This is a genomic window from Streptomyces sp. NRRL WC-3626, assembly GCF_000718785.1.
GTDB lineage: Bacteria > Actinomycetota > Actinomycetes > Streptomycetales > Streptomycetaceae > Streptomyces > Streptomyces edwardsiae.
Map to the genome: position 1 here is coordinate 116,575 of NZ_JOCA01000002.1, position 25,330 is coordinate 141,904.

21 protein-coding genes are annotated in these 25,330 nt (G+C 70.2%); all 21 read right to left on the bottom strand.

Annotated features, from left to right (window positions below):
- Nucleotides 1-24: 24 nt before the first annotated feature.
- The 21 genes from fxlM to IF28_RS36905 all read right to left on the bottom strand — a co-directional run bounded on the left by fxlM (nt 25) and on the right by IF28_RS36905 (nt 24,848).
- Nucleotides 25-2,334, bottom strand: a complete 2,310-nt coding sequence (gene fxlM, locus IF28_RS0103205; protein WP_030213531.1) for a methyltransferase, FxLD system — start codon at nt 2,332-2,334, stop codon at nt 25-27.
- Nucleotides 2,335-2,377: 43 nt separating this feature from the next.
- The gene (locus tag IF28_RS0103210; RefSeq protein WP_030213533.1) at nt 2,378-3,031 is read right to left on the bottom strand and encodes a M15 family metallopeptidase; all 654 of its coding nucleotides are present in this window, start codon (nt 3,029-3,031) and stop codon (nt 2,378-2,380) included.
- Nucleotides 3,028-4,068 carry a GNAT family N-acetyltransferase gene (locus tag IF28_RS37430; protein ID WP_030213535.1) on the bottom strand — a complete coding sequence of 347 codons (1,041 nt, stop codon included), beginning with the start codon at nt 4,066-4,068 and terminating at the stop codon, nt 3,028-3,030. The genes IF28_RS0103210 and IF28_RS37430 overlap by 4 nt, the downstream gene beginning before the upstream one ends.
- Nucleotides 4,065-5,510 (bottom strand): phosphotransferase, encoded by a 1,446-nt coding sequence (locus tag IF28_RS0103220; RefSeq protein ID WP_030213538.1) that lies wholly within the window; start codon nt 5,508-5,510, stop codon nt 4,065-4,067. Before IF28_RS0103220 ends, IF28_RS37430 begins: the two co-directional genes overlap by 4 nt.
- A complete protein-coding gene (locus tag IF28_RS0103225; RefSeq protein ID WP_030213543.1) occupies nt 5,507-6,376 on the bottom strand; it encodes a class I SAM-dependent methyltransferase in 870 nt (289 codons plus the stop codon). The genes IF28_RS0103220 and IF28_RS0103225 overlap by 4 nt, the downstream gene beginning before the upstream one ends.
- Nucleotides 6,373-7,665: a protein-L-isoaspartate O-methyltransferase family protein gene (locus IF28_RS0103230; RefSeq protein WP_234324852.1), complete on the bottom strand. Its 1,293-nt coding sequence runs from the start codon at nt 7,663-7,665 to the stop codon at nt 6,373-6,375. The genes IF28_RS0103225 and IF28_RS0103230 overlap by 4 nt, the downstream gene beginning before the upstream one ends.
- Nucleotides 7,662-9,266, bottom strand: coding sequence for an NUDIX domain-containing protein (locus tag IF28_RS0103235; RefSeq protein WP_234324853.1), 1,605 nt, complete (start codon nt 9,264-9,266; stop codon nt 7,662-7,664). The genes IF28_RS0103230 and IF28_RS0103235 overlap by 4 nt, the downstream gene beginning before the upstream one ends.
- Nucleotides 9,263-10,648, bottom strand: coding sequence for an MFS transporter (locus IF28_RS0103240; RefSeq protein WP_030213552.1), 1,386 nt, complete (start codon nt 10,646-10,648; stop codon nt 9,263-9,265). Before IF28_RS0103240 ends, IF28_RS0103235 begins: the two co-directional genes overlap by 4 nt.
- Complete coding sequence (locus IF28_RS0103245; protein ID WP_051713608.1) at nt 10,632-11,666, bottom strand: phosphotransferase enzyme family protein; 1,035 nt, start codon at nt 11,664-11,666, stop codon at nt 10,632-10,634. Before IF28_RS0103245 ends, IF28_RS0103240 begins: the two co-directional genes overlap by 17 nt.
- Nucleotides 11,663-12,199, bottom strand: a complete 537-nt coding sequence (locus tag IF28_RS0103250; protein WP_234324855.1) for an HIT family protein — start codon at nt 12,197-12,199, stop codon at nt 11,663-11,665. Before IF28_RS0103250 ends, IF28_RS0103245 begins: the two co-directional genes overlap by 4 nt.
- A complete protein-coding gene (locus IF28_RS0103255; protein ID WP_051713609.1) occupies nt 12,196-14,205 on the bottom strand; it encodes an ATP-binding cassette domain-containing protein in 2,010 nt (669 codons plus the stop codon). The genes IF28_RS0103250 and IF28_RS0103255 overlap by 4 nt, the downstream gene beginning before the upstream one ends.
- 692 nt (nt 14,206-14,897) lie before the next feature.
- Nucleotides 14,898-16,307 carry a glutamine synthetase family protein gene (locus IF28_RS0103260; protein ID WP_030213564.1) on the bottom strand — a complete coding sequence of 470 codons (1,410 nt, stop codon included), beginning with the start codon at nt 16,305-16,307 and terminating at the stop codon, nt 14,898-14,900.
- On the bottom strand, nt 16,304-17,725 hold the full coding sequence (locus IF28_RS0103265; protein WP_106981981.1) for an amino acid permease: 1,422 nt from the start codon (nt 17,723-17,725) through the stop codon (nt 16,304-16,306). Before IF28_RS0103265 ends, IF28_RS0103260 begins: the two co-directional genes overlap by 4 nt.
- Nucleotides 17,726-17,882: 157 nt before the next feature.
- On the bottom strand, nt 17,883-18,863 hold the full coding sequence (locus IF28_RS38465) for a hypothetical protein (protein WP_158713638.1): 981 nt from the start codon (nt 18,861-18,863) through the stop codon (nt 17,883-17,885).
- 102 nt (nt 18,864-18,965) lie between these two features.
- Nucleotides 18,966-19,949 carry a hypothetical protein gene (locus IF28_RS36900; protein WP_051713611.1) on the bottom strand — a complete coding sequence of 328 codons (984 nt, stop codon included), beginning with the start codon at nt 19,947-19,949 and terminating at the stop codon, nt 18,966-18,968.
- A gap of 43 nt (nt 19,950-19,992) precedes the next feature.
- A complete protein-coding gene (locus IF28_RS0103280; RefSeq protein ID WP_030213579.1) occupies nt 19,993-21,225 on the bottom strand; it encodes an acyl-CoA dehydrogenase family protein in 1,233 nt (410 codons plus the stop codon).
- A gap of 54 nt (nt 21,226-21,279) precedes the next feature.
- The gene (locus tag IF28_RS0103285) at nt 21,280-21,894 is read right to left on the bottom strand and encodes a GAF domain-containing protein (RefSeq protein WP_051713612.1); all 615 of its coding nucleotides are present in this window, start codon (nt 21,892-21,894) and stop codon (nt 21,280-21,282) included.
- 29 nt (nt 21,895-21,923) lie between these two features.
- A complete protein-coding gene (locus IF28_RS0103290) occupies nt 21,924-22,529 on the bottom strand; it encodes a GTP-binding protein (RefSeq protein WP_030213585.1) in 606 nt (201 codons plus the stop codon).
- Complete coding sequence (locus IF28_RS0103295) at nt 22,507-22,872, bottom strand: DUF742 domain-containing protein (protein WP_037892470.1); 366 nt, start codon at nt 22,870-22,872, stop codon at nt 22,507-22,509. The genes IF28_RS0103290 and IF28_RS0103295 overlap by 23 nt, the downstream gene beginning before the upstream one ends.
- A gap of 4 nt (nt 22,873-22,876) precedes the next feature.
- Nucleotides 22,877-23,296 (bottom strand): roadblock/LC7 domain-containing protein, encoded by a 420-nt coding sequence (locus IF28_RS0103300; RefSeq protein ID WP_030213591.1) that lies wholly within the window; start codon nt 23,294-23,296, stop codon nt 22,877-22,879.
- Nucleotides 23,277-24,848, bottom strand: coding sequence for an ATP-binding protein (locus IF28_RS36905; RefSeq protein ID WP_158713639.1), 1,572 nt, complete (start codon nt 24,846-24,848; stop codon nt 23,277-23,279). The genes IF28_RS0103300 and IF28_RS36905 overlap by 20 nt, the downstream gene beginning before the upstream one ends.
- Nucleotides 24,849-25,330 lie beyond the last annotated feature (482 nt).

Below are 25,330 nucleotides of genomic sequence, written 5' to 3' on the forward strand. Positions count from 1 at the left end.
GTCTCGGGAATCAGCTCGTCGGAGTCAGGCACGCTGTCCCCCTGCGGTCGAAAGGCTCAGTGCGCCGGCGGGGGTCCGGCCCGGCCACTGGAAGACAAGTCGTGCGCTGGGCTTGTCGAGCACGTCACCGGGCGGCAGCTGGTCGTCGGGCGTTGTGGCCGGGTGGATGGTCATAGGCGGATAGCCGCTCTCGCGCACCTCGCGGTCCCAGACGCGCACGCACTCCGCGAAGCGCTCCGCCACCCGTTCGGCTGCTGGGCCGTAGGCGTGGATGAAGAACTCGGTGAGACGGTCGGCCGGATCCGGGGCGTCCTTGACCTGGCGGTAGGTCAGGTAGGCGAGCGAACCGTCCGCCAGGATCGCGGCCGCGTCCTGCTGCGCCACGAGCGTGGACCCCTTCGGCGCGGACAGGCGGCAGAACCCCGGCAGGCTCGTCGCGGCATAGACCTGCAACGTCTCGAAGTTGAAGACTCCCCGGACGACCAGGCCCGTGGAGCGTTCGTGCCGGGGCCCGCGCAGAGCCTCGTCGAGACCGGCGGTGTCGCCGGGCGTCCCGTCCTCCCACCGCACCGTGACCTTGCCGTCCGCCAGAGGGACGGCGGGGGCGGTATGGGCGGCCGCGCCGCGGTCGCGTACGAAACCGCAGTACGTCCAGTGCTCGCAGTGCAGCACGTCGCCACGCCGGACCAGGGTGAGGGAACGGGTGTAGCCGCCCATCTCCAGCGGCACGACCAGCCGGGCCCCCTCGGCGAGCTGCTCCCGCCATGCCGGTGCGACATCGGACGCGTTGTGCGTGATCACGATCCCGTCGAAACCGCCGGCCGGGACGTGTTCGGGCGCGCCAAGCCGGCCGTCGCCGAGGACGGCGGTGACCCGGCCGCTGCCGGCCTCCGCGCACAGCCGTTGCGTTCGGTGCACCACGTACGGGTCGACGTCCACGGTCACCACCCGCCCGCGTTCCCCGAGGACGTGCGCCAGGAGTTCCGCGTTGTATCCGTCGGAGCCGACCTCCAGCACGGTCATCCCCGGCTCCAGCCGGAGTTGCTCGATCATGTCGGCCTGCAGCCAGGCCGCGGAGACGGAGCTCAGCGCCCTCTGGGGTGACTCCCGGACCGTCACCACGGCGAGGTCGTCGTGGTAGGCCGTCTCCAGCCGGGTCTCGGGGACGAACCGGTGCCGGGGCACCTCACGCAACGCGGCTTGGACCCGCAGCGAGGGTGCCCAGCCCTTGCTGATCACGATGTCCGCCATCCGCTCGCGCAGCCGGACCGCCTCGGCTGGCTCCCCGGGCACCGGCGGGGCGGCGGAGCACGCGTAGGAGTGGACCGGCGGGAGCCCCGGCAGCACCCCGGGCCACACCGCGGTCAGAGCCTGGGCACTGGGCGCGAAGATCTTCCCGAGGGTCGCCAAGGTGTTCAACTCGTGGAACTCCCAGCGTACGAAGCGGTGTGGCTCGGACAGAGCGAGTTCACCGTCCCAGCGGGAGACGCGGACCACGGCGGTCACGCGGCGTACATCCAGGCGGTCGTCGTGCAGCACCGTGATGACATGCGCGTCCTCCACGCGCGCCGTCAGCCCGGTCTCCTCGTTGAGCTCCCGCACGGCGCCCGCTGGCGCGGCCTCGCCGGTCTCGATGCGGCCGCCGGGCAGCTCCCACATGCCCCGGGTGGAGCGGCCCAGCAGAACCCGGCCGAACGTGTCGGTAACCACCACTGCGGCACCGAAGACGGCCTGCGGCTCGGGCCGCAGCTTCTCCTCCGCGCTGAATCCGGCCGGCCCGCGCAGGACCAGCACCGCCAGGCCCTCCGCGTCGAACTGCTCGACGTGCTCGAACCCGTCGGTGAGCGCGGCGAGTTCGTTCTCGTCCAGGGCGATGTGGCGCCGCTCTTCCGGGGTGTTCTCCACGATCGGCGTGATGATGACGAGCGCCCCGCCCTCGCGCAGCTGCGCGGCCAGAGCGCGAAGGACACGGGCGCGATCACGGATGAACGCGATGGACAGCCGCAGGACGATCAGGTCGTAGCCGTCCTCGGCGAGGGCGGCCAGGTCGTCGCGTTCGACATCCAGGCTCAGCCAGCGCACCCCCTCCACCCCGGCGTGCTCCGCGTGTGCCCGCTCGAGCGCGCCCTCGGCGAAGTCCGCTCCGTCGACGGTGTAGCCGAGCGAGGCGAGGTAGACGGACAACTCGCCCGTTCCGCAACCCACGTCGAGCGCGCGGCCGTCCTTCGGTGCCGGGGCACGCTCGACGAGCAGGCACTTCTCCTCGTCCCCGAGCCGCCGGAAGCCGCGCCCGTCGTTGTAGTGCTCGGACCAGTCAGTCCGGGTGTATCCCACAGGTCGCTCCTCGTTCGTGAAAGGCGGGGGTGGTGGTGCGGTGTCAGGGCAGTTCGACGGGGCCGTAGAGGGCGGACGGTTGCTGGGTCTGCAGTGCCCAGTACCGGTCGCCGAACGACCAGTGCCACCACTCGGTCCCGTAATTGATCAAGCCTGCGGTGGACAGGGCGCCGCCCAGGGTGGCCCGGTTCGTGCGGGCCCGGGCGCTCAGGTTGGGGGCGTCGGTGTAGCAGGCGCCGTCGGACTCCTCCGGGGAGACGTTGACGCGTGTGCCCATGTCCAGCTCACGGCCCTGGTGGTCGATCAGGGTCACGTCGACGGCCGCGCCGGCGGAGTGCGGCGCGATCTCCGGAGGCGACACGAAGCGGCTGGCGGCCTCCCGGAGCTCGGCAGCCTGCCAGTCCGGATGGGTGCGCGCGAGCTCGTCCGAGTACTCCTCGAAGTACCGGTGCTGCAGGGACGGGGGCCTGTAGCCCTCGATGAACAGCAGCCGCACACCGCCGGGTAGCAGCGCTTGCGCCTGCTGGAGCCGTGTGAGCACGCCCTGGCGGACGTGGGCCCAGGCGCCCGCCGCGTCCTGCTTGCGGTCGTCGACCTTCAGGCCGTGCGCGCGGGCGTCGAGGAGGGCCTCGCCGCGCTCCTGGACGGGGATCGCGGCGACCCGCCGGTCGGACATCAAGACGATGCTGCTGGTCATGCGTTCCCCCAGGTGTCGACGTATGCGGCCACGCCGGTGCGGCGGGCCTCCTCCACGGCGCGCAGCCGCACGAAATCGCGGGCCGGCATCAAGGCCTCCCACTCGGCCAGGGGCAGGACGCGGGCCTCGTCGTGCTCGCGCGGGTTGAGGGTGAGGCCCCGGATCTGCTCAGCGGTCAGGCGCCCGCCGTCGAAGATCAGCTGCAGCGTGCTGTACGGACGCCTCTCCCGGGGCAGTCCGAACACGGTGGCCAGTAGCCGGGGCGGGCCCACGGCGGTCATGCCGGTCTCTTCCCGGCACTCGCGCACCACCGCGTCCCAGGGCCGCTCGCCCAGATCCATCGCGCCGCCGATCATGTGCCAGGGGTGGCCGGGGGAGTAGACGGAGTGCAGCTGGAGCGGCCGGTCGTCCTCGTCGGTGACGTAGAGGCACACGTACGCGGCCGCCCGGGGCAGTGAGTCGACGTACTGCTGCGACGGCACCCACGTCGATTCCGGCTGCGTACCGGGCACGGCACCGGCCAGATGGTGGTGGCGGGTCATCCGCATGAGCGCCGGGTTGCCGCTGAAGCCGAACTCCCGGTACAGAGGCGCCGCCTCCGGGCTGGTGTGCAGCTCGAACAGCGTCACTTCCTCGACGTCGGCAAGGTGGTCCAGGAGTGCGGACACGACCGCCCGGGCGTAGCCGCGGCGGCGGAACTCGGGCTGGGTGGCGACGAGCTGCACGCGGGCGGCCCGGCCTCGGGGGTAGGCCGGGGCCGGGAGCACGGGGTGGATCAGGCCGAGGGCGCAGGCGGCCATCGTTCCGTCCGGGGCGTCGATGACGACGGCCCGGGCGTCTCCACCCGGCGTAAGCCGTGGCGCCAGCGCGTCCGTGCACCGCCGGACCCAGTCCTCGGTGAACGGTGCGGACAGGACACGTTCGGAGCGCATCCGGGTGATGGCCTCGGCGTCAGCGGCGGTTGCCGCGCGGACCGGCGGCCGTCCGGCGGCGTCGCGCGGACCGGCCGCGGCAGTGGGGGCCGTGTCGGCGTTCACGTCGCATCTCCTGTCGGTGAGAAGGCTGCACGGTGCGCGGCGCGCAGCCGGGCCAGCGTCCGCCGGCCTCGTTCGACGAGCTCGGGGTCACCGTGGGCGGTGCCGTAGGCGATCCCACTCACGGAATCGAGCGCTGCATCGATGACCAGCCGGGCCTCCTCGGCGGCGGTCAGGGTCCTGCCGTACCCGGCCAGAAACGCCTCGAACAGGTCGTCGCGGCCGGCCCAGGCGTCGGACAGACGGACCAGATCCCGTACTGCTGGCCCCGGCTCACTGCGCTCGAGGTCGATCACCGCCACGAAGACCTCACGGTCGTCCGTTTCGGCGGCGGCGTCGGAAGTGGCGAGGACGTTTCTGAGCTGGAAATCTCCATGGGTCTCCACCCACTCCAGTGGTGGCAGGGCCTCGGCCTGCCGGACGAGCTCGCGGACGAACTCCTCATCACCTGGAAGCAGATGAGACCGCGCCCCGGCCAGGTGCCGGTCGGCCTTGGCGAGGGCTGGGCCGCTGCCGACAGGAGCGGGCCGTGGGGGAGAGGCCTGGTGGATGCGGCGGGCCAGCGCGCCGATCCGTTGGAAGACCTCCCTCTCCCGCTCCGGGGCAAGGACGGTGCCGTGCAGCGGGCGGCCCGGCACCGCGGTGAGGACCACCGCTCGCAGGGTCTCGTCGGCGGCGACCAGCCGGGGGGCGGCCGCCCCCAGCTCCCGCGCCCACGTCCGTAGCCCCCGCACTTCCCGGCCGTGGAACCGCTCGTTCTGGTGCACCTTCACGTACCAGGTGCCGCCCTGGATGCCGTGGACCCGCCATACGCGGCTCTCCTCGCGCGCCCATGACGTATCCGTCCACTGCGTGATCCGGCCGACCGCCTGCTCCGCGAACTTCACGACCGCGGCGTCGGGACGGGCGGTAGACGCCTGGCCGGTCACGTCCGGCACGAGGCGTAGTCGGTCGGCGCCGGGGTCGAAGGCGATGCTGTCGCCGGGCAGTTGGAAGTGCACGGCCAGGCGCGGGCCGGCGGTGTAGGCGTCCAGGCCCGCACGGCAGTACGCCACCATCTGGGCGGGCAGGGCGTGAAGGGGTGCCCAGTCCATCGCGTCGCAGACGTCCGGCTCCGCGATCTCGGGCTCGCCCTTCCACTGCCGGACCTCGAAGAAGTGCCCGGTACGGGAGGCGCCTCCGGGGCTTCGGTGGTGCACGGTCACGGCGGCCCGCACATCGGCCGGGTCGATGACGACCCCGGTCTCCTCCCGCGCCTCGCGGATCAGGGCGGTGACCACGTCCTCGTGCGGACCGTCCAGATGCCCCGATGGCAGGTGCCACAGGCCGGCGGCGTACACCTGCCCAGCCCGCCGGGACAACAGAACCTGAGGCCCGTCGGCGGTCTCCCGGCGCAGGATCAGGTGGACGTCCACCGGCTCGGTGTGCCGCTGCTCGCCGCTCATCGCGCTCCCTCCGGACGTCGGGCGAGCAGAACCCTGAACGTCGTCTCCTCGACCAGAGCCCCGTCCACCGCGTGCGCGTGGAAAAGGGCGAGGGCCTCGTCCTCGAACGCCTGGTGCCGCTCTGCGAAGAGCTCAGGCCCGGCGAAGGACGTGGTGCGCAGGTAGCCGAGTACCTCCCGCGGCGCCCAGGTGCGGGTCACCGGGAACAGGTACTCGGTGACGTCGTTGAACGCCGAGGCGGCGAGGTCCTCCTCGTACGAACGGCGAGGCTCGGCGTAGGAACGCCGGGCGCCCGCCCGGCGCTCGGCGCCCAGGTAGCGCTGGATCAACTCGCGCAGCGCACGGGTCCAGTCGGCGTCGTGGGTCCACAGGCTCCCGTCGCCCATGATCGCCACTGCGGCACCCGGTGTGGCGACCCGGTCTGCCATCTCCAGGACCGCCTCACCGTTCATCCAGTGGTAGGACCGGCAGCAGGTGATCAGGTCCGGGCCGGAGTCCGGTTCGCCCGGCAGCGTCGCGAGCGGATCGTAGGCGTCGGCCGCCGCGTGGACCAGAGTGAGGGTGCAGTGGCCGAGCACAGGGGTGAGGGCTTGCCTGGCCTGGTGCAGCATCTGCGGGCTGACGTCGACCGCTTCGATGTGCGTCAGGTCGGCACCGGCGGACAGGAGCGCGAAGGGCACCTGCCCGGTTCCGGTGCCCAGGTCGAGCAGCACCGGGGACGGCCGGCCCCGCAGCGTGTCGCCGAGCAGGCGCACCGCCGTCTCCGGCAGGCCGGGGCGGTGGTGGGCGTAGCTCAACGCCGCGCCCTCGAACATGGTCTCCTGCTCCGGTGCAAGGCCCGAAAGGGGCCCGTCGGGGTAGGTCACGAGGTGGCTCCCTCATCAAGCGGGCGGGGGGCAGGGAGTTGCCAGGACAGGCGTCCGCACTCGGACGCGGCGCGCTGCCCGCCGTCCGCGTCGAAGTAGAGGCGGTAGCGGTCAGGGGAGCGTGCGGCCCGCCACCGGTCGGCGAGGTCCTGGATCTCTTTCCAGATATCCCGCGGGCCCCGGACAGTGACGCTCCAGCGCCGGTCCCCCACCGGCTCCGCGCGCATCCAGGATCCGCAGCCGGGTGCGCCGATCGCCAGGTGCTCAGACCCGAAGTCCCGCACCAGACCTCCGAGGAGGTGGTCGGCCGCCAGCCAGAAACTGCGGTCGCTCTCCGCGGGCGGCGCCAGCATGCTCCGCTGGGTCCACGCGCCGGGCTCGGTCGCCATGCGCTGCCGGAACTCCTTCGTGAGCCAGATCCGCGCCACGCCGTGTCCCGCCCGGTGGGCGAACTCCACGGCCCGCAGCTCCGCCGTGATCTGCCCGTCGGCGGTGCGCTCGACGACAGCGAGGCCGGGCCACGACGGGGACGCGCTGGTCACGTGCGCCAGCAGCTTGCCCTCGGGCGCGAGCTGTTCGACGAGGGCCGTGGTCACGCGCTCCACCGTGTACGACACGAAGATCCGGTCGAACTCCCGACCCGGCACACCCTGTTCGCCCGACCCGCACACCACCTGCAGCCGGAAGCCGAGGTCGGCCAGCCGAGCGGCGGCCGCGTCGGTGAGGTGCCGGTCCCGGTCGAGAGTGACCACCCCCTGGTCACCGCAGACCTTGCAGGCCACCGCGGCGGTCACCCCCGCGCCCGTCCCGACGTCCAGCACCCGCAGCCCCGGACGCAGATCCAGCTCCTCCAGCAGCGAGGCGGTCAGGCCCATCACCGTCGACATCGACGTGATCGACGCCCCCGACCGCGTCCCGCGCGCCCGGCCCAGCAACGGCTCCCCGTCATGCTGGACGAGCACACTGGCCCCGCCGTACAACAGCCCGAGCAGCTCGGGGCGGTCGTGCAGCGCCGACCACTCCAGCAGATCCCACCGCGGCGACTCCTCGCCCGGAGCGCTGCGCCGTACGTACGCCTGCGGCATCAGCACCTCGCGGGGCAGTGCGAGGAGGGCGTCGCGGACCGGGCCCGGCCCCAGAGACCCTTCCTCCTCAAGCCGGGCGACCATCGCCGCCCGCGCCGCTGCCGGATCCGCTGCCGCACCCGCCGGCGTGGCTCCCCCGACCGGGCCTGCGGCCTGCTCCGGTGCCTGGTCACCGGCGGCGGGACAGGCGTCCAGAGTGCTCATCGCTCGCCCCAGCCCTGCTCGGAGTACCGATGCCCCCGAAGAATCCCGTCGATCGCCATGCGGGTATACGGCACGACCGCTTCCGGCAGGTCCTGCGGCTTCCACCACCGCCACTCCACGCACCGGTCGGGCTCCAGGACCTCCGGGTCGCCGGTCCAGGAGCGAGCCTGGAAGACGAGCGCGATCCTCGGCCGGGCGTCGGGGGAGTCGACGTGGTGCACCGTGTGGACGAGATCGGCGTCCTCGGGCGCGATGGTGAGGCCCGCTTCCTCCTTGGCCTCCCGAACCAGGCAGTCGATCGCCGTTTCCCGCTCGCAGTGGCCGGCCAGGAAGTGCCAGGTGTCCGGCGCATACGTGGAGTCCGGGTGGCGCAGGCCGAGGAGGATCCGACCCTGGTCGTCCTGGAGATGGAGGTGAACGCCGACGATGTGCAACTCGGTCCCCCGCGGGGCCTCACCGGGCAGCGGATCGGTGTTGTCCGGCGGTCCCTCGGCCGCGGGGTGCTCGGCCGCGTGGCGCCGGATCAGCTCCCCGAGACCGGGGCTCAGGCGCAGCCGGTCGAGCATGTCCACGGTGCACCACGTCAGAAGGACACCTTCGCGGAGTTCCACCGCTGCGGCATCACCGCTCCAGTGCCCGGCGTAGACGCTGATGGGCACCGCAAGGCCGTCGGCGCTGGTCGCCTCCTCCACAGCGAACGGCACCAGTTCCGTGGGCTCCAGCCCCGGCACCTCCTCGGCGAGCTCGCGCCGCAGCGTCGCTTCAAGGCAGGAATCGTCCCTCGTGCGGCCGCCACCAAGGAGGGCCAGCACCCAGGGCTCCCAGATGCCCTCCCGGTCATCCCGGAGATGAAGGAGGTACCGGCCTGCCCCGTCGTGGATCAAGGCGCCGGCGTTTACGGGCTCCGGCCGCCCGGCGAGGCCGTCCGCCTCGGCGGCCAGGAGCTTGGCCCGCAGGGTGGGGGACTGGACGTCAGCGAGCGGCAGCCACTGAGCGCCAGCGACTTCCTCGTCCTGCAGAGCGAGCGCGGGCGGTTGCTCGGAGGTGAGGTAGAACGCGAAGCGGAAGTCGAAGTGCTGGTGAGCGGGCTCGCCCTTGGCCGGATTGGCGTCGATGTCATGGACGTCCACGTCGACCGGCTCGTCGAGGAACTGCGGAGTCAGACAGAGGTCGCCGGGGCGGATCCCGGCCTCTTCGCACACTTCCCGCACGGCCGCGGCGAGGAGCGTACGGTCACCCGTCTCCACATGGCCGCCTGGAGCGAGAAGCAGCCCAGTCACCCGATGGCCGATGTGGAGCACCCGACGGTCGCGGTCGATGATCACGGCACTGCAGGTGACGTGCGCAGGCAGCGTGGCGCGGCTGGACGGCTCGTCGGTGCCGTCGAGGACAGCCAACAGGCCTTCCAGGGCTTCCCGTTCCTCGGCATGCCGGCCGAGATAGGCCTCGACAGTCGCGCGGATGTGGGAGCGGGAGGGCGGCACGTGATCACCTCGGGAGTTGTGGGGCAGGGCGTAGGTGCTGGGCTGGAGGGTCGTGTCCGGCGCCGGACACGGCGGTGACGGCTCCGGGGCAGCGGCTGTGTTCAGGTCCGTGCTCATGGACCACCTCCCGCAGAGCGGTCCTGCCGTACATCCACGGCGGCCGCGGGATTGGGAACGGTCGGCTCCAACGGTGATGGCGTCGGTGGCGTGAGGGCATCCGCTGAAAGAGGAGCCGCAGTGGGCGAGCCGGGCATCTCCAGCAGGCTGCGCAGCGGGGACCGGTAGAGGACCAGGAGAGGGACGACGAGGAGGCAGGTGCCGACGATCAGCGTGGGGCGTACGCCGATCCAGGTGCCGAGTCCGCCGGCGAGGAGCGCGGCAACCGGCCGCGCACCGGAGGTGAGCCAGGTACTCACCGCCTGCATCCGGGCCTGCATGCCGTCGGCGGTGACGACCTGGCGAATGGTGCGCTGGGTCGTTCCCGCGGCCCCGGCACAGGCCAGCTGGAGGAACAGGGCGGCACCGATGGCGAACTGCCAGACCAGGCCCGGGGAGGCGAGGAGCAGAGGGACCTGGGTGAGCGGGGTGATCGCGAGCGCGGCGAGCATCATCGGCCCGGGCCCGTACCGCGCCGCGAGCGACGGGGCGGCCAGAGCACCCGCCGCCGCGCCCAGGGCTCCGATGCCCAGGACCACGCCGAACGCGGTCGGGCCCAGGGCGAGGGACCGGAGCAAGTACAGCGCCCACAAGGTGTTGAGGAGCGCCAGGGCGGCCGACGTGGTGGCGTTGACGAGGGTCAGGGTGCGCAGGCGGTGGTCGCCGTTCACGTAGCGCAGGCCCTCACCGATGTCGGTGTGCAGGCGGCGGTCTTCCGCTGCCGGCCGGGGGCTTTCGGGGGCTTGGATGCGGGCGGTGCACCAGGCGCTGATGAGGTAGGACAGGACGTCCCCGAGAAGGGCGCGGGCCGGTCCGAGGAGCGCGGTCAGGGCGGCGCCGAGGTTGCTGCCCGCGGTGGCGGCGACGGCGAAGAGGCTGCCGATGCGGCTGTTGCTCCGCTGGAGCAGGGACCGGTCGACGAGGCTGGGCAGGAGACTGATCGCGGCGGCATCGTGCAGCACGCCCGCCGCGCCCTGCACGGCCGCGACCACCATCAGCTGGGGCAGGGACAGCCGGTCCAGTGCGGCCGCCACCGGCACGCTGGCCAGCGCGGCGGCGCTGACCAGATCGCCGGTGATCATCTGCTTTCGCTTGGAATGGCGGTCGGCGAGGGCCCCGGCGTGCAACGCCAGCAGTGCGGGCGGCAGTTGGCCCAGGAACGTCAACCAAGCGACCTCGGCGGTGGTGGCGTCCAGTTCGAGTACCGCCAGCACGGGGATCACCATGCTGCTGATTGAGCTGCCGGTCACGCTGGCTGCCTGACCGGTCAGGTAGCGCCGGAAGCTGCGGTGTCGCCACAGCGACGGCCGGGCGCCGGGGGAGGGGTCAGTGGAGGAGGTCATGGAGCACCTCCTCGGCTTCCGTCAGGCGCTCCCACAGCACACACTGCGCCTGATGCCGGTCCCGCCCGTACGCCTCCAGCTGAGAGGTGACCGCGGACGGGTCGTCGAGCGGCTCGGACAGGGGATATGCCGAGCAGGCCAGATAGCCAGCCGCTACCCGTGGCACCGTCAGCAGGTCTTCGGTCGACATGGCCGGGTTGGCCTCCCGGTAGGCAGCGACGGCTGCGGCCAAGCCCTCGGGCCAGTTGGGGGCAGCGAGAACCGTGCGCGGGTCGAGCACGATGCGGCCCAGCTCCCACATCGGGCTGCGGTGCGACGGCGGCCGGAAGTCGATCACTGCGGCGACCTTCTCGCCTTTCAGCATCAAGTTCAGGGAGGAGAGGTCGCCGTGAACGATCTGCACGGCGAGGGTCGGCGGGAGCGCCTTGAGCATGGAAGCCGCGGCGGGGAGTCCCTCCAGCCGCTCCCGGGCGGCGTCCCTCGCCCACACCTCGAAGGGGCAGCTCGGGGGCTGCTTCGCATAGCGGGCGAGCAGCCGCTCCAAGCGCTGTCGGCCCCGCTTGACGTCGCACACCTCGCGGGCGGGGGCGCGGCGCGGCGGCCCGTCCGGATGGCGGGCGAGCGTGCGGTGCAGTCGGCCCACGGTCTCGCCGACGGCGGCCCACCGCGTGCCGGACAGACCGCCTTCCGCTGTCTCGGCACCTTCAACGAACGCGGCGACGGACACCGACATCCCGCCGCCCGCCGTGATGAGATCACCGTTGAGGGTGCGGCGCATCACCGGCACCGGGACCCCGCCGCGCGCGGCGAACTCGGCCAGCTCGAGGGCACGCTGCTCGGCCCCCAGATCAGCGCTCGCCGGATAGGCCTTCACGAACCATCGCCGGCCGTCGGCGTCCCGGGCCACGTAGTTGCAGGTGGCGGTCCCTGACGGCCCCTCGGAGACGTCGGTCGGGATGATGCGGTAGTACAGCGCCAGGACTCCCGCCACCACCATCACGGCGGACTCCGCGCTCACCGTGACACCACCGAGGACCCAGTGCGGCCCAGCAGCTCGCGCAGGCCCCGGGCGTCGGACTGCAACTGCTCCTCGTCCTGACGGCCGAGATCGAGGACGTCGAAGGGGAGCGGCCCGCCGGGCGCCGGATCCTGGCCGGCGCAGCGCCGGGGAGTGATGTGGAAATGGGCATGTGGCACGGCGTTACCGAGGAGCTGGTAGTTGAGTTTCAGCGGGCGGTAGTACTGCTCCACCGCGCGACCGGCGGCCAGCGCCTCGTTCCAGAAACCCGCGGCCTCAGCGGAGGTCATCGCGGTCGGCTCGGCGACGTGCCGCGCGGTGAAGATCACCACCACATAGCCGCGGACCTGACCGCTGCGCCACAGATAGGCGTTGGCGAACGGACCCTTGTTGATCAGCAGGCCCCACCCGATGTCCTCGGCGGTGAAGTCGTTGGTGCAGATCGGGCAGCCGGTCCCGGCCAGGTGGTCATCGAAGTGCTCCGGCCATTCAGTGCGTGGGGCGGGCGTGATCCGCCTGTCGGCGCCGCTCATCCGCTGTCCCCGTTCCTGCTCGGAGCCTCGGCCTGGTAGGCGGCGGCCTGGAGGGTGAACATCTGGTAGTACTCACCGCGTTGAGCCATCAGCGAAGCGTGATCACCGTTTTCGATGATCTGGCCGTCCTGGAACACGAAGATCCGATCGCACTCGATCACGCTGGCCAGCCGATGGGAGATCAGGATCGTGATGCGGTCCGCGCGACGGCGGCCGCGCAGCACAGCGGTGTAGGCGGCGTGCTCGGCACGCGGGTCCATGTTGGCGGTCGGCTCGTCGAGCAGGAGAACCGCGGCGTCCTTGTAGAGACCGCGGGCCACGGCGAACTTCGCCCAGTTCCCGCCGGAGAGCTCTTCGCCGTCCTTGAACCGCTTCGAGAGCGGGGTCGTCCACTGCTGGCGCAGCCCGGCGATGACCCGGTCGGCGCCGGACGCCGTCGCGGCCTCGTGTGCCCGCTCCGGATCGGCCTGCGTGATCGTCCCGGTAGAGATGGTGATGTTCGCGAGGGCCGAGAGCGGCCACTCCACCGGGTCCTGGAGGACCATGGCTACCTGGGCCTGCACGCTTTCGGCGTCCATCGTCAGCACGTCGGTGCCGTCCCAGGCGATGCTGCCGGCCGTCGGCTCGTACAACCCGGCGATCAGCTTGGACATCGTGGACTTGCCCGAGCCGTTCGCCCCCACGAATGCGACGGTGGAGCCTGCGGCCAGTTCCAGGGACACGCCGTTGAGCGCGGGCTTCTTCCCGTCGGGGTAGGTGTAGGCGACGTTCTCGATGCTGATCGTCTTGACCTGGCCGGGTGCGGCGAGCCCGGTGCGGCGTGGAAGCAACGTGCGGCACTTCTCCAGGAAGGTGTACAGGTCCGACACCCACAGGGCGTGCTCGTACACGTAATGCGTCGCGAGGACGATCCGGGTCAGGGTGCCCTGGCTGGCACGGATTGCCAGAACGGCGCCGCCCCCGGAGGCCAGCGGCAGCCAGCCCACGATCGTCATCCAGGCGAGCGCGGCGTAGGTCAGGCCGGTGGCCACACCGCCGACTGCTCGGCCGAACAGTGCCGTGCGGGCCTCGGCCCGCCCCAGCCGGGTGTCCTCCTCCTCGATCCGCCGGGCGATGCGCTCGTGCTCGCCCAGCAGCGCCGGCTGCGCGGTCGACGAGCGCAGCTCCGCGGCAGCGTCCCGGTCCAGCAGCAGCCAGGTGAACAGCCGCACGCGCCGCTGGAGGGTGCTGTAGCGGACCTGGCTGAGGAACCGCATGCGTGCAGAGCGCACCGAGGCGAGCCCCTGCGGAATCACCGAGGCGAGAAGCAGCGGCAGAAGAAGGGGGTGGAGCAGGGTCAGAACAGAGGCGGCACCGATGAGACCGAGGAGCGCGGACGCGAGTTCCATGATCTGGGTGATGGACTGGCGCGCGTAGTAGAGCCCCCGGTCGTTGGCGCGGTTGGAGTCATCCGCCCAGTTCGCGTCGTCGACGGCCTCAAGCCGCACGTGGGCCGCCAGGCGAAGGAAATCCATCTCGACAATGCGGCGGATCTTCGGTGTCAGCCGGGCCTGATACAAGGCGACCCCGGCATCGAGCACGGCCCGGAACATCAGCAGCCCGGCCACCAGAGCCAGGGACGGGAACGCGGCGCGGATCCGGTCCGGGGTGGCGCCCTGGGCGAAGAGGGCCTGCAGGACGCCGATCGAGGCCAGGAGCCCGAACGCCGCCATCGCCGCCGAACCCAGCTGCAGGACGATCACGGCCCAGGTGGCCCGTGCGTCGGCGCGCCACGCCATCCCCAGCACGCGGCGGATGATCGCGGGGAGCGTGGCGAAGATCTTCCACATGCTGGTGCGGGAGGCTTCACCGTCCCAGGTCGACCAGTAGGCATCCGTGAGTTCATCGCCGAGCTCCGCGCCTTCGGGCGAGGGCGGGGCAGATGCCGGAGGGAGCGGCAGGGGCTCGGTACGGGCGTGCGGTACGGATCGGGCGCTCGGTGCGGCCGGGCGCAGCGGATCGGTCATGATCGGCTCCCGGTGACCGCGTTCCGCGCTGCCGGGACAGGCCGGCCGACGGGCAGAATCCTGGAAAGCATCGCCTTGCGGCCACCGTCCTGAGCGGCGGGCGGCAACGCCGACGGGACATGCTGGTGCGTCGGTGTCTCACTGCTGGGGCTGGTCGCTGCATGTGTGGGCTCACTCATGCCGCCCACCTCGTATCCGGTTTCGCCCCGCGACGGATACGGACGTCAACACGCTGCACGACGGCGGCATCAAGCAGCTCGGCACGCCGCTGATGTTCGAATCCGAGGGGCCGGGGCGCGGTCGCGGGTACGGGATGCATGGTGTCCTCCATACGGGGGGGCGGTGTGGCACTGGTGCTCTAAAAACGCGCCAGATCCGGCGGCGTCACGGCTCTTTCGGGAGCAATTGGCGAACACATGTTCTGATCTGGCTGCTTGAGTACGGGGGCTTGGGCTGGCGCTCTTCAAACTCGTTCGAAAGGGGGTGTCTCACTCGGTTGAGGGATTGCCACGCCGTCTCGCCGGGCTCCCGTACGGCGACATGCCTGTGGAGTTGCGCCGTCGATGCCTCCGTCCTTCACGTTCCACTCAAGTTGGGTGAGCTCGATGCTGGTGTCGGCCGCGGTCATACGTTCTCTTTCCGGGTGGTTGGCGTGCGCGGAGGCCTGGGCTGCTGGTGTGGGGGAACAGGGGTCACTGGAGGGCGATCTCTCGCCGCCGTTCCTCGGGACTCACCACGACGCGATGGACTTCGACCTCGTGGTGAGCGGCCAGGGCGTAGTGCTCGACGACCTCGTCGGTGAAAAGCTGCCCGGGGAGTTCGCTGATCCGCATGAGCTGGAGTGCTTCGTCCAGCGATCGGGGGACGAAGGGCAGGTTGGTGTCGGTGACGGCGTTGCCGTCCACCCGTGGTGGAGGGCCGACCTTGTTGTCGAGGCCGTAGCCGGCCGCCGCCAGGACCGCGGCGAGCGCGCGATAGGGGTCTGCATCGGCCCCCGGCAGCCGGATCTCCAGATGACGCCGGGCACCGGAGGCGACGACACGGATCGCACAGGTGCGGTTGTCGAATCCCCAGCTGTAGTTCACTGGAGCACACGTACCGGGCGTGAGCCGTTTGTAGGAGTTGACCGTGGGGGCCCAGAACGGGGCGAGCACGGGCAGCGCGGTGAGGAGCCCCCCGATGACGTGCAGCGCCGCTTCGGGTAGATCCGTCCCGTCACTGCCGAAGAGCGGCCGTTGCTCTTCCGAGTCGTGGAGGGAGAGGTGGATGTGCAGGCCGCTGCCGACCCCGGTGTCGGGAGCGGCCATGAAAAGGGGCAGTACGCCGTGCGTCGCGCCGATTTCGACCGCGGCGTGGCGCAGCAGCGTGTGCTGGTCAGCGGCGTGCAGGGGTTCCCCGTGGGCGAAGGTGATCTCGATCTGCCCGGAAGCTCCTTCGCCCTTGTCCGCTTCCAACGGCAGATCGGTTCCGGTCAGCGCCGCGAGAAGGGCTGCGAGGTACTTGCGCAGCGCGGGAGACTGGTGGAGGCCGTAGTCCCGGCTTCCCTCGAACAGCGGCGTGAGGTCCTGGTATCCCGAGCGGGCCGCGCTCTTGCGGGTGCCGTGGTAGAGGACGAACTCGGCCTCCAGCCCGACGCTGGCGGCGATCCCGCGCCGTTCCCACTGCTCCAACTGCCGCTTGAGGATGTGGCGGGGAGCGACGGCCACCGGCTGCTCGTCACCGGTGACGGGATCCGCGAGCACCAGCGCCGTGCCCGGCATCCATGTCGGCGTGCGCAGCGTCGCCAGGTCGGGAACGAAGCGCATATCGCCGTAACCGGTGTCCCAGGAGGCGATGCCGAAGCCTTCCAGGGGACGCATGTCCGCGTCAGTGGCAAGCAGATAACCGCACCACGAAGTCCCGCGTTCGGCGACCTCGTTGAGGAAGTGCGCGGTGCCGTATGTCTTGCCCTTGAGACCGCCCTGCATGTTCGGCGTAGCGAGCATGACCGAGGTGATGGAGCCGTCCCGTACCAGAGCGGACAGCCGGTCTAGGCCGCTGGCGGAGCCGTTCGGCTGGCTGCCGGGCCCCGAGGCGGGTGTGCGGGGGTTCGCTTCGGTCATACGACGTCCTCCGCCATCTGGTCTCGCTCGCCAGGCGTCCCGTATTCAGGGGTGATGTCGTGGCGAGGGCCCCAGTGCCAGGTCACCCAGGCCAGGACGAGCACAGCGGCCAGAGCGACGGGGGCGTAGTTGAAGGTGTCGACGGTGATGGGGGAGACCGAGGGCAGGCAGAACAGGACGGTGACGAAGGGAACCCAGATCACGGCGATCCAGCCGATCGGTTTGCTCCACCGCCCCAGCTGCCACGGACCTGGCCTGAAGTTGCGGCCGGTGCGCAGCCGCAGATAGATCGGGATGACGTAGGCCGGAGTGATCCCGATGACGTTGATGGTGACGATGGCGGTGTAGGCGGTCGTGGAGTACAGGGAGGGCGCGGCCAGGACGAGAGGGACCGCGACGGCCAGCCACACGGCGTTGACCGGTGTCTTGGTACGGGGGTTGAGCCGTTTCCACGTCTGCGAGAAGGGGAGGGCGCCGTCCCGGGAGAAGGCGAAGACCATGCGGGAGGCGGAGGCCAAGCCTGCGTTGGCGCAGAAGATCTGGGCGATGATCACCATCAGCAGAAGGACCTCCGCAGCGGTCCGTCCGAGGGCGTCGAGGAAGATCTGGGCCGGCGGGACCCCCGTGGGACTGCTGATCGTCCCGTTGTAGTCCTGGATGGCGTAGAGCATGCCGGCGAGCAGCACGAAGCCGACGATCCAGGACCAGAGGATCGAGTGGACGATGCCGCGGGCGGCAGCGGTCTGGGCTCGCAGCGTTTCCTCCGACAGATGGGCGGAGGCGTCATAGCCACTGAAGGTGTACTGGGCCAGAAGCAGTCCGAGCAGGCCGACGTACCAGGGGTTGCTCCACCCGGTGTTGTTGGTGAACTCGCCGAAAACGAAACCGGCCGACTGGTGGTGGTCGGGTATGAAGACGAGAGCGAGGACGATGGCAGCGACTCCGGCCAGGTGCCACCAGACCGAGATCGAATTCAACAGGGAGACCAGGCGCACGCCGAAGAGGTTCATCACGGCGAGCAGGAGCAGGAGGCCGGCGAAGATGGCGAAGGTCTTCGCGGGGGTGGGGCTGAACCCGAAACTCAGGTTGAGCCAGGCGCCGATGAACAGGGCGCTCCCGTAGGGGCCGGCGGCCATCCCTCCCAGCAGGCCGAACAGGTTGAACCAGCCGGTGTAGTGGCCCCACCGGGGGCCACCGAGCCTGCTGGCCATGAAGTACAGGGCGCCGGAGACGGGGTAGGCGCTGGTGACTTCGGCGAGGGCAAGGCCGACGAAGAGCACCATCAGGCCGACGAAGGCCCAGCCCCACATCATGACGGCAGGTCCGCCCGTGTTGAGACCGAAGGCGAATAAGGTCATGCAGCCGGACAAGATCGAGATGACGGAGAAGCTCAGCGCGAAGTTCCCGAACCCGCCCATCCGGCGGGCGAGTTCCGGCGCGTACCCCAGTCGTGTCAGGACCTGTTCATCGGCGGGCGGCGGTGCGACAGTCACGGGTGTTACCTCCAAGCGGGGACGGATGGATGGACGTGGGGAAGCGGAACTGCCGGTGGGGCGCGGGAAGTGGGGTGTCGGGTCATAGGCGGCGCGGCCCGCCCTCGCGAAGTCGCAGGAGTCGGGCCTGGAGAAACTCTTCTTGCCAGCTGCGCCCGTCGGGAGCGACGTCCTGCCACGGGGACCGGGTGACGCAGGAGCCGATCGCTTCGAAAACGTCACGCGCACGATGGCCGCCGTGGTGAAGCGCCTGAGCAAGGTGGTTGAGGTCCAGAGGCGACCAGGACGTCCTGTCCGCATGGGGGAACCATTCGTCGACAGCCCGCAGCGTGTAGAAGGAGATTCCTGAATGGGTCCAGTGCAAGCGGGGTGTTTCTCCTTGCGTCTTCCGGCGTCGGAAGCGCTCCAGATGGGTGTACAGCGGCAGAAGATTGACTGCGGATCCGGGCGGAGCCTCCAGCGCCGCCCACCGGCTGAAGTCGACGGCGTCGTCCGCGCTGGTCTGGTAGGCGATCTGTGCCTGGAGGGCGCGGTGCCACGCTTCCCGGTTGAACGGGTCCCGCCGTTGCACTTCGTGCAGCAGGCCCCAGGGGCCTGGCGGGATGCCTGGCTCCCAGCACTGCTTCTGGTTCTCGGGAAGCCGCTCCCTCAGGTGTGGAGAGTCGAGCTGTGCCAGCGCAAGCCATGCCACCCACGGCACCGGATCGCGGGGCACAAACGTAGCTGCCAGCTCGCAGGCATGCCGAGCTGCCATGACGAGTCGGACGGCTTCGGCCCTCTGGCCGCGGCGGAATGCATGAAGGGCACGCTGGACGAGCACCCGGGCCCACATGATCCGGTACTGATGATCACGGCTCTCGCGCCCCCACGCCTCGACGGCGTCGCACTGTGCAGCCGCGGAAGCCAACACCTGACTCCGGGCCGTGCGCTGGGCCAACGACTGGGGGGCATCGAGAAGACCGCGCATGGAGCGCCACCTGCCGGCGCGGACATCGTCGAGCACTTTGCGTAACTCGGTGTCGAAGCCCGCCGGATGAAAGTCAGCGACCCGCATCAGCACCACCGGCTGGCCCGAAGCCGCGGCAGCAGCGGAGGTAACGCCCGTTGTCTGCCACAACGACACGGGAACGCGCCAGGATGCCCCTCGGCGGGCGGATTCTCGTCATCATGCCGCCCCCTCCGGCTCGACCTGGAGGTGTTCGGCGTCAACTGTGCTGCCTGTGCCGAGGAGACCCCAGGCATGGCAGAGGCCGACCAGGTGGGTGTCGTTGGCCGCTCCTGCCTTTGTCACGAGGATCTCGATCTGCTCGCGTACATCGGCTGGGGCGAGGCCCGAGGCCTGGGCGATTGCGTAAGTGGTCGACTGCTCAGCCAGCGCATCCAGCAGCTGTCGTTCAGTGGCGTCGTAATCGGGGGCGGGCGCGGTTGCGGACGGTGGTGGCACCTGGCCGCTGGTGAGGACGGCGTGCGCGCGGGCGGGGCGCGCGGCGACACGGAACTTGCGGCCGATGCTGCTGAGATGACCACTGAAAGAACTCGAGGTCATGTCCAGCCCACGAGCTCCCTCTTCGTTGGAGCAGCCAGCAACGAGGCGCTCGGCAACACGCTTCTCCGTCGGCGTCAGGCGAGTGCGCTCGGCGGCAGATCGGGGCGTGAAGATCGTTCCCTCGGTGAGCGGAAAATTAGCTTCCAGGAGCGTTGCACGGCGTTCGGCCAGAGGTATTGCGCCGGGTCGTATGGGGGAGGCGCGGCCGGCAAGAGCGTGGCGCAGTGCGGCCGGGACGGTCGTGCCCCGGCCGGGCAGGACGATCCAGCGGACGTCGCGGCCGTGGGTGACAAAGGCGGGTGGGATGCCCAGAAGGGTGCCCCGGCGCAGGAGCCGTGTTCCTGGCACGTTCCAGGCTGCAGCGACGATGGTGTTCGGGTCGAGCAGGAAATGCCAGGTCTGCGTGTAGGTACAGGCGAGGACTGGGCCGCTTACCGGGCCGAGGACTTGATGGGCCCGCCGGGCTTCGCCCGCAGGGACGCGTATCGCGTCGAACTGCTCGCCGCACGGGATCCGGATGGTCCGCACCAGAGGCACCCACGGCGGCAGAAGGTGCCGGGCGAGTGCATCGTGGGCCTGTGCGGCGGGGTCGTCGGACATCATGGTGTGCTCTCGTGAGGGACAGGTGAGGGGAAGAGGCAGGGAGTCAGGCGGCTGTGGCGGACCGGCGGGTACGACGGATGAATTCCTCGGACCATTCGGTGCGGTCGACCCCGAGCGCCTTCTCGGACAGCCGGTAGCGCTGGACATCGTCTGGGCCGGCCGGTGCGCCGACGAGCTGGATGTCGCGCATCAGTCGTGTGATCGGGTGGTCGGTGCGGGCGGCGTAACCGCCGTGGAGCGAGCTGGCGTCCCGCAAAGATTCTCCGGCCGCCTGGTTGTTGACCAGCTTGGACTGGACGAGCTCCGCGTCGCATGCTCGTCCCTTGTCCAGCAGGTGCACGGCCTCGTACGCCAGCCGTTCGGCGGTCATCAGACGGGACTTCATCTCCGCGAGGCGGTACTTGACGACGGGGTACTCGGAGAGCTTCCGAGTCTCGCGGTGGCGTTTTCCGATCTTGCGGCGACGTCTGTCGAGGAAGCCAAGGGTCTCGTCCATGACCCTGCGGTGGAGGCCGAGGGCAGTCGCGGCGAGGTTGGGGCGGCCGCACACGACCGAGGCGGTGTACGCGGCGGCGAGCCCGTCGCCGACCTCCCCCAGGAGGTGTGTGGCGGGTACGTGGACGTTGCGCAGATACACGTTTCCGCAGCTGAAGCCGTGCATGCCGACAAGATCCGGCTGGCTCACCTCGATGCCGTCCCGGTCGGCTTCGACGAGGAAGGCCGAAAGGCTTCGTGGATGGCCGGGTCTGCCGGTGCGTACCACGACGACGTGGAGTCCCGCGATGCCCGAGTTGCCGATGAAGCACTTACGGGCGTTGATGACCCACGTACCACCCTTGCGGCGGGCGGTGCCGTCCATGCCCAGGACGTGGCTGCCGCACTCGGGCTCGGTGACCGCGATGGTGGCCCACAGTCCGGCGGCGATCTGCGGCAGCCACAGCCGTTTCTGTTCCTCGCTGCCCAGGTAGAGGATCGCGACGGTCGGGATGAGGGAGGCTTGCAGGATGGCCCCGGCGGCGCCGCTGAAGTAGGCGGTCTCGGTGATCAGGATCGTCTTGGAGAGGTGATCCATGCCCATGCCGCCGTACTCCTCAGCATCGAGGATCACGCCGCACCAGCCCAACTCGCCCATCAGCCGAGGAAGTTCTCGGTCGGTGTGTGTTCCTGCTGCTTCCATGTGCGGGACGTAGGGGGCGATCACTGAGTGGCCGAATTCCTGCGCCTGGTCACGCAGGCGCAGGTGGTCGTCCGTCAGGTAGGTGTACGCGGTGGACATCGGTCCGTCCCCTCCCTCTGATATGGCGGGCCTTGGCTATGGCGGGCGGTCGCGCTAGTGCAGCGGGAGCGGCGGGGTGACGTCGGGCAGCGCTTCGATGTAGTCCAGGGCCTGGCTGGCGTAGCGCTTGATCATGTCGACGTCCTGGCGGCTCCAGTCCGTCGTCTCCTGGCCCACGAGGGCGAACGTGCCGAGGACGATGCCGGTGGGCCGGTGGATGAGCGGGGCGCCCAGGTAGGTGCGGGCGCCGAGCGTGTGGATGGCCTTGTTGAGCCAGCGCGGATAGTCCATGACGTTCTTGAGCGGCAGCGCCTTGAGGCGGTCGGCGGTGTGGACACACCAGCCGCTCGTGCGTTCCATGAACCGGTCCGTCGGCGGGATGGCGACCGCAGTCGCCTGGCTCTCACCGCCGCCGGGGCCCGAGGGCGCCCACATACCTGCGAAATACTGATAGCCGTCCTTCATCAGGTTGACGAAGCCGTAGAACCCGTGCGGGTTTCCGACCCGGTCGGCCGCCTCCAGCGCGGCCGCCTGCGCGAGGTCGTCGAACAGCGGAACGGGACGGTCCTCGATCAGCCCCTTACGCTGCAACAGCGCCAGGCGCTCGGCCACGTCGTGGTCCTCCGGGACCTGGGCGTGGCGGCCGGTCGCAACGTCAAAGGTGGGCATCGTGGGCTCCAAAGCCGAAAACGGGGGGACTAGGCGGAGGGGACGAGCTGGGCGCGGTGGAGCGCGTGAGAGACCAGGGCGGTCAGCACGTCGCGCGAGGAGGCCCTGTCACGTGCGTCGCACGAGACGACAGGTACCGAAGAACTCACACCGAGAGCGGCCCGTACCTTGTGTTCGGTGTACCGGCGCGCGTCGGGGAACTGGTTGAGGGCGACCAGAAATGGCAGTCGGCGATTCTCGAAGAACTCGATGGCCGCGAAGCAGTCCGCCAGCCGGCGGGTGTCGGCGAGGACGACCGCGCCGACCGCGCCCTTCGCGAGGTCGTCCCACATGAACCAGAAACGTTCCTGGCCGGGTGTGCCGAACAGTTGTAGCTGCACGTCATGGGCCAACTGCACCTCATGGCCGCTGCGCAGGGTGATGCGGCCGTAATCCATGGCTACGGTGGTGGCCGACTTCTGCGCGATGCCGGTCAAGTTGTCGGTGCCGATCCCGGCCTCGGTGAGGGTTTCCTCCGTCCGCAGGGGGGTGATCTCGCTGACCGCACCGACGAGCGTCGTCTTCCCGACGCCGAAACCGCCCGACACGACGATCTTCAGCGAGAGCGTCAGGTCAGAGTTTCTGTAGCCCAGCAAGGACTTCTCCCAAGATCCGTGGGTCGGTAGCTGCGTCGGCGCAGTTGTCGGGCATCGCATTCGTCAGGTAGTCGTCCACGATGAGGTCGGCCAGCCAGATCTTGACGATCTGCAAGGGCTGACCGAGTCTCGCTGCGATCTCCGCCACGGAGACCGCGCCGGCCCGGCACAGGTCAAACGCCTTCGCGTAGTGCGACTGCAAGGGGGTGGAAGGCGGAGAGGGCCCGGTTTTGACCAGGGACGCCCGGTCGAGTTCTTGCGAGGGAGTGACCCGCCCGCCGACCAATGCGTAGGGCCGTACCGCCCCGAGGCCGTCATCGAGCAGGCCGTCGTCACCGGCCATCGCGCTAGACCGTCGTGTCTGCCGCGGTCGGCACGGCACGCGGCGCGACGTACAGGTAGTTGGGAACGCGCTTGACCAGCAGAGTCATCTCGTACGAGACCTGTCCGACGTCCCCTTCGCCGTCGACGAGAACGGACAGCAGTGCGCCTTCGCCGGCCGCCATGACGAAGAGGTGGCCCTGGTCGAGTTCCACGACGACCTGCCGCACGCCACCCGCACCGCCCAGCAGCGGAACGGCGCCCAGGGCCAGGGAGTGCAGCCCGCTGGCGATGGCGCTCAGCGTGTCGGCCGTCCCGTCCTCGTCGAAGTTGAGGCTGCTGACCTGCATGCCGTCGCGGGAGGTCACCAGTGCGCTGCGCGCACCGGCCGTCCGCTCGATGAAATCGGTCAGCAGCCAGCTCAGGTCATGCGTCGTGGTCGCCACGGGGAACCTCCAAGGAGTGTGGGGGGGCAGTCGGTTCGGGTAAGGGGGAGGGGTTCAGCACGCGGCCCCGTTCTGCGCGGAGCCGTCCCTCGGCGACCCGGGACATCAGGCCGGCGCTGGGAGGAGCGGACGGCGCCGTAGACCCGCGGGCTTCTCGCGTGCTGTTTTGCAGGCCCGGCGCCAGGTAGGAGCGTGAGAGGTCGCGCTTCGGCAACTGATCGCCATCGCCGGACCCGTCCGGCACTTCGCTCCCGCTGTGCGTGGGCAGCGGCGGTATGCCGCTGGCCTCGCTGCCGGTGTTGGGCTCCACGCTGTGGGTCATCGCCGGTGGGGCGGCGGCCGGAGCCCCACCGGTCCTGTCGGCGGTGCGGGCAGCTGCCGTAGACGTCTTCGGAGCAAGGGCGTGCGCCGGTGAGGGAGACGGGCGGCCAGGCCGCGCAGCCGGTTCCTGCCGCTCCGGTGCCGCGGTGAAGAGGCCGTGCGGCACGCGGACTTCGGCCTGGTTGGAGCCGTAGAAGTTCCTCTGGAGCCGGACGTGGAGGCCGAGATGGCGGGCGTACTCAGCCACCACCCACATGCCTATGCGTCCGTCCCGCAGATAGTCACCGGACCGGTGGCGGGACGGCTCGGACAGGAGGCCGTTCAGCTGGGCCAGCGTCGCCTGCGGCATGGGCTTTCCGCGGTCGTCGATCTGGATGATCACTCCCGAGGCGGCCATTTCGACCCGGACCAGTACCTGCGTCTGGGGGTCGGAGAAATTGGCAGCGTTGTCGAGGAGTTCCGCCAGAAGATGGACGAGCCCGGTCGCTGCCCGCCCGTCGACCGTGCCGTCCACGGGAGACACCAGCCGGACGCGTTCGTACTGCTCGATCTCAGAGATCGCGTGGCTGATCACGTCGGACAGCAGCGTCGCTCTGCCAGAGCGCCGCGGAAGCGCACCGCCTGCCACCGTCAGGCTCTCCGCCAGCCGGCGCAGCCGGGTGACCATGTGGTCCAGCCGGAAGAGCGGGCTGAGGACCTCGGGGTCCTCCATCTCACGTTCCAGCGCATCGAACGCCTTCAACGTGTTGTTGATCAAGGTCAGGATGCGCCGGGCGATACTGAGGACGGCCGCTTTCTCCTGGCGGGCGGAGCTGTCGGTGAGCGCCGTCTGTACGCCGTGCACGAATTCGAGCAGTTCGTATTCGAGCGCGGTGAACGGATGCGGGGCCTCGGGCTCCGGCGGCAGTTCGCGCACTTGGGGCTGCTCGCCGCGCTGTAGCTGGTCCACCGTCGTCTGAACGGCTTTGAGGCCGTCTGCCATCACGGACCGCAGACGGGTGATCCACTGGGACACGGCTTGGCGTTCAGCCGCCTGCTGCTGCTGTACCGCCTCCACGTCGGCTACTCGGTGCCGGTGCACCGCGTCGGCCGTCGCTCGGGACATCCGCCAGGCCACAACGAGCACCCCAGTACAGCTCGCGGCGGCAACCGTCCACACCAGCAACCGCGTTCCGGACCATGGGGGCTCGGTCCGCAGGAGGTATTCCGGCAGCGCTATCAGCAGCAGCACGACGCACGGGGGGAGGACGGCGAGCTGCCCGAGCCGTGAGCGCAACCCCGCGGAGGTGTTCACCCTGCGCGCCCACGACTTGCCGTGCCGTCGGCGTTCGGAACGTGTGGCCGGTGGAGAATCAGACATCAAGGGACCTCAGTGACGTGGACGCGGGGCGTGAGCGCGGTCCGGTTGTGTGAAAGCGCGCAGGTGATGGGTCGCCGGGGCAGGGTGGCTGATGCGGGGGAACAACTGCCGCCCCCGCCCCGGCGACCGGCTATAGGGGAGGCCGGACGGCGAGGCTGCACGGAGGAGGCGATGGCCGACCCACGCTGGTACCTCCTCCTGGCTGAGTCGCCTCTGTAGCGCTCGGCAGGGGGACAGCACCCTCGACGATCGCAGTCGCAGTCACGGGTAAGGGTTCCTCGGGGAGTGAAACCGGAGCTTCGGAGACCAATGTCACCACGGGGTGCCTGACGTCCGAAGCCCCGGTGGCTAGG

Excerpts from the sequence above, each read along its gene's own strand:
- IF28_RS0103235 (WP_234324853.1), bottom strand. The coding sequence starts at position 9,266 with ATGAGCACGGACCTGAACACAGCCGCTGCCCCGGAGCCGTCACCGCCG.
- IF28_RS0103220 (WP_030213538.1), bottom strand. The coding sequence starts at position 5,510 with ATGAGCGGCGAGCAGCGGCACACCGAGCCGGTGGACGTCCACCTGATC.
- IF28_RS0103260 (WP_030213564.1), bottom strand. The coding sequence starts at position 16,307 with ATGACCGAAGCGAACCCCCGCACACCCGCCTCGGGGCCCGGCAGCCAG.
- IF28_RS0103285 (WP_051713612.1), bottom strand. The coding sequence starts at position 21,894 with ATGCCCACCTTTGACGTTGCGACCGGCCGCCACGCCCAGGTCCCGGAG.
- IF28_RS36900 (WP_051713611.1), bottom strand. The coding sequence starts at position 19,949 with ATGATGTCCGACGACCCCGCCGCACAGGCCCACGATGCACTCGCCCGG.
- IF28_RS0103255 (WP_051713609.1), bottom strand. The coding sequence starts at position 14,205 with ATGACCGATCCGCTGCGCCCGGCCGCACCGAGCGCCCGATCCGTACCG.
- IF28_RS0103295 (WP_037892470.1), bottom strand. The coding sequence starts at position 22,872 with ATGGCCGGTGACGACGGCCTGCTCGATGACGGCCTCGGGGCGGTACGG.
- IF28_RS0103210 (WP_030213533.1), bottom strand. The coding sequence starts at position 3,031 with ATGACCAGCAGCATCGTCTTGATGTCCGACCGGCGGGTCGCCGCGATC.
- IF28_RS0103230 (WP_234324852.1), bottom strand. The coding sequence starts at position 7,665 with ATGAGCACTCTGGACGCCTGTCCCGCCGCCGGTGACCAGGCACCGGAG.
- IF28_RS0103265 (WP_106981981.1), bottom strand. The coding sequence starts at position 17,725 with ATGGGCGGGTTCGGGAACTTCGCGCTGAGCTTCTCCGTCATCTCGATC.
- IF28_RS0103280 (WP_030213579.1), bottom strand. The coding sequence starts at position 21,225 with ATGTCCACCGCGTACACCTACCTGACGGACGACCACCTGCGCCTGCGT.
- IF28_RS0103250 (WP_234324855.1), bottom strand. The coding sequence starts at position 12,199 with ATGAGCGGCGCCGACAGGCGGATCACGCCCGCCCCACGCACTGAATGG.
- IF28_RS0103240 (WP_030213552.1), bottom strand. The coding sequence starts at position 10,648 with ATGACCTCCTCCACTGACCCCTCCCCCGGCGCCCGGCCGTCGCTGTGG.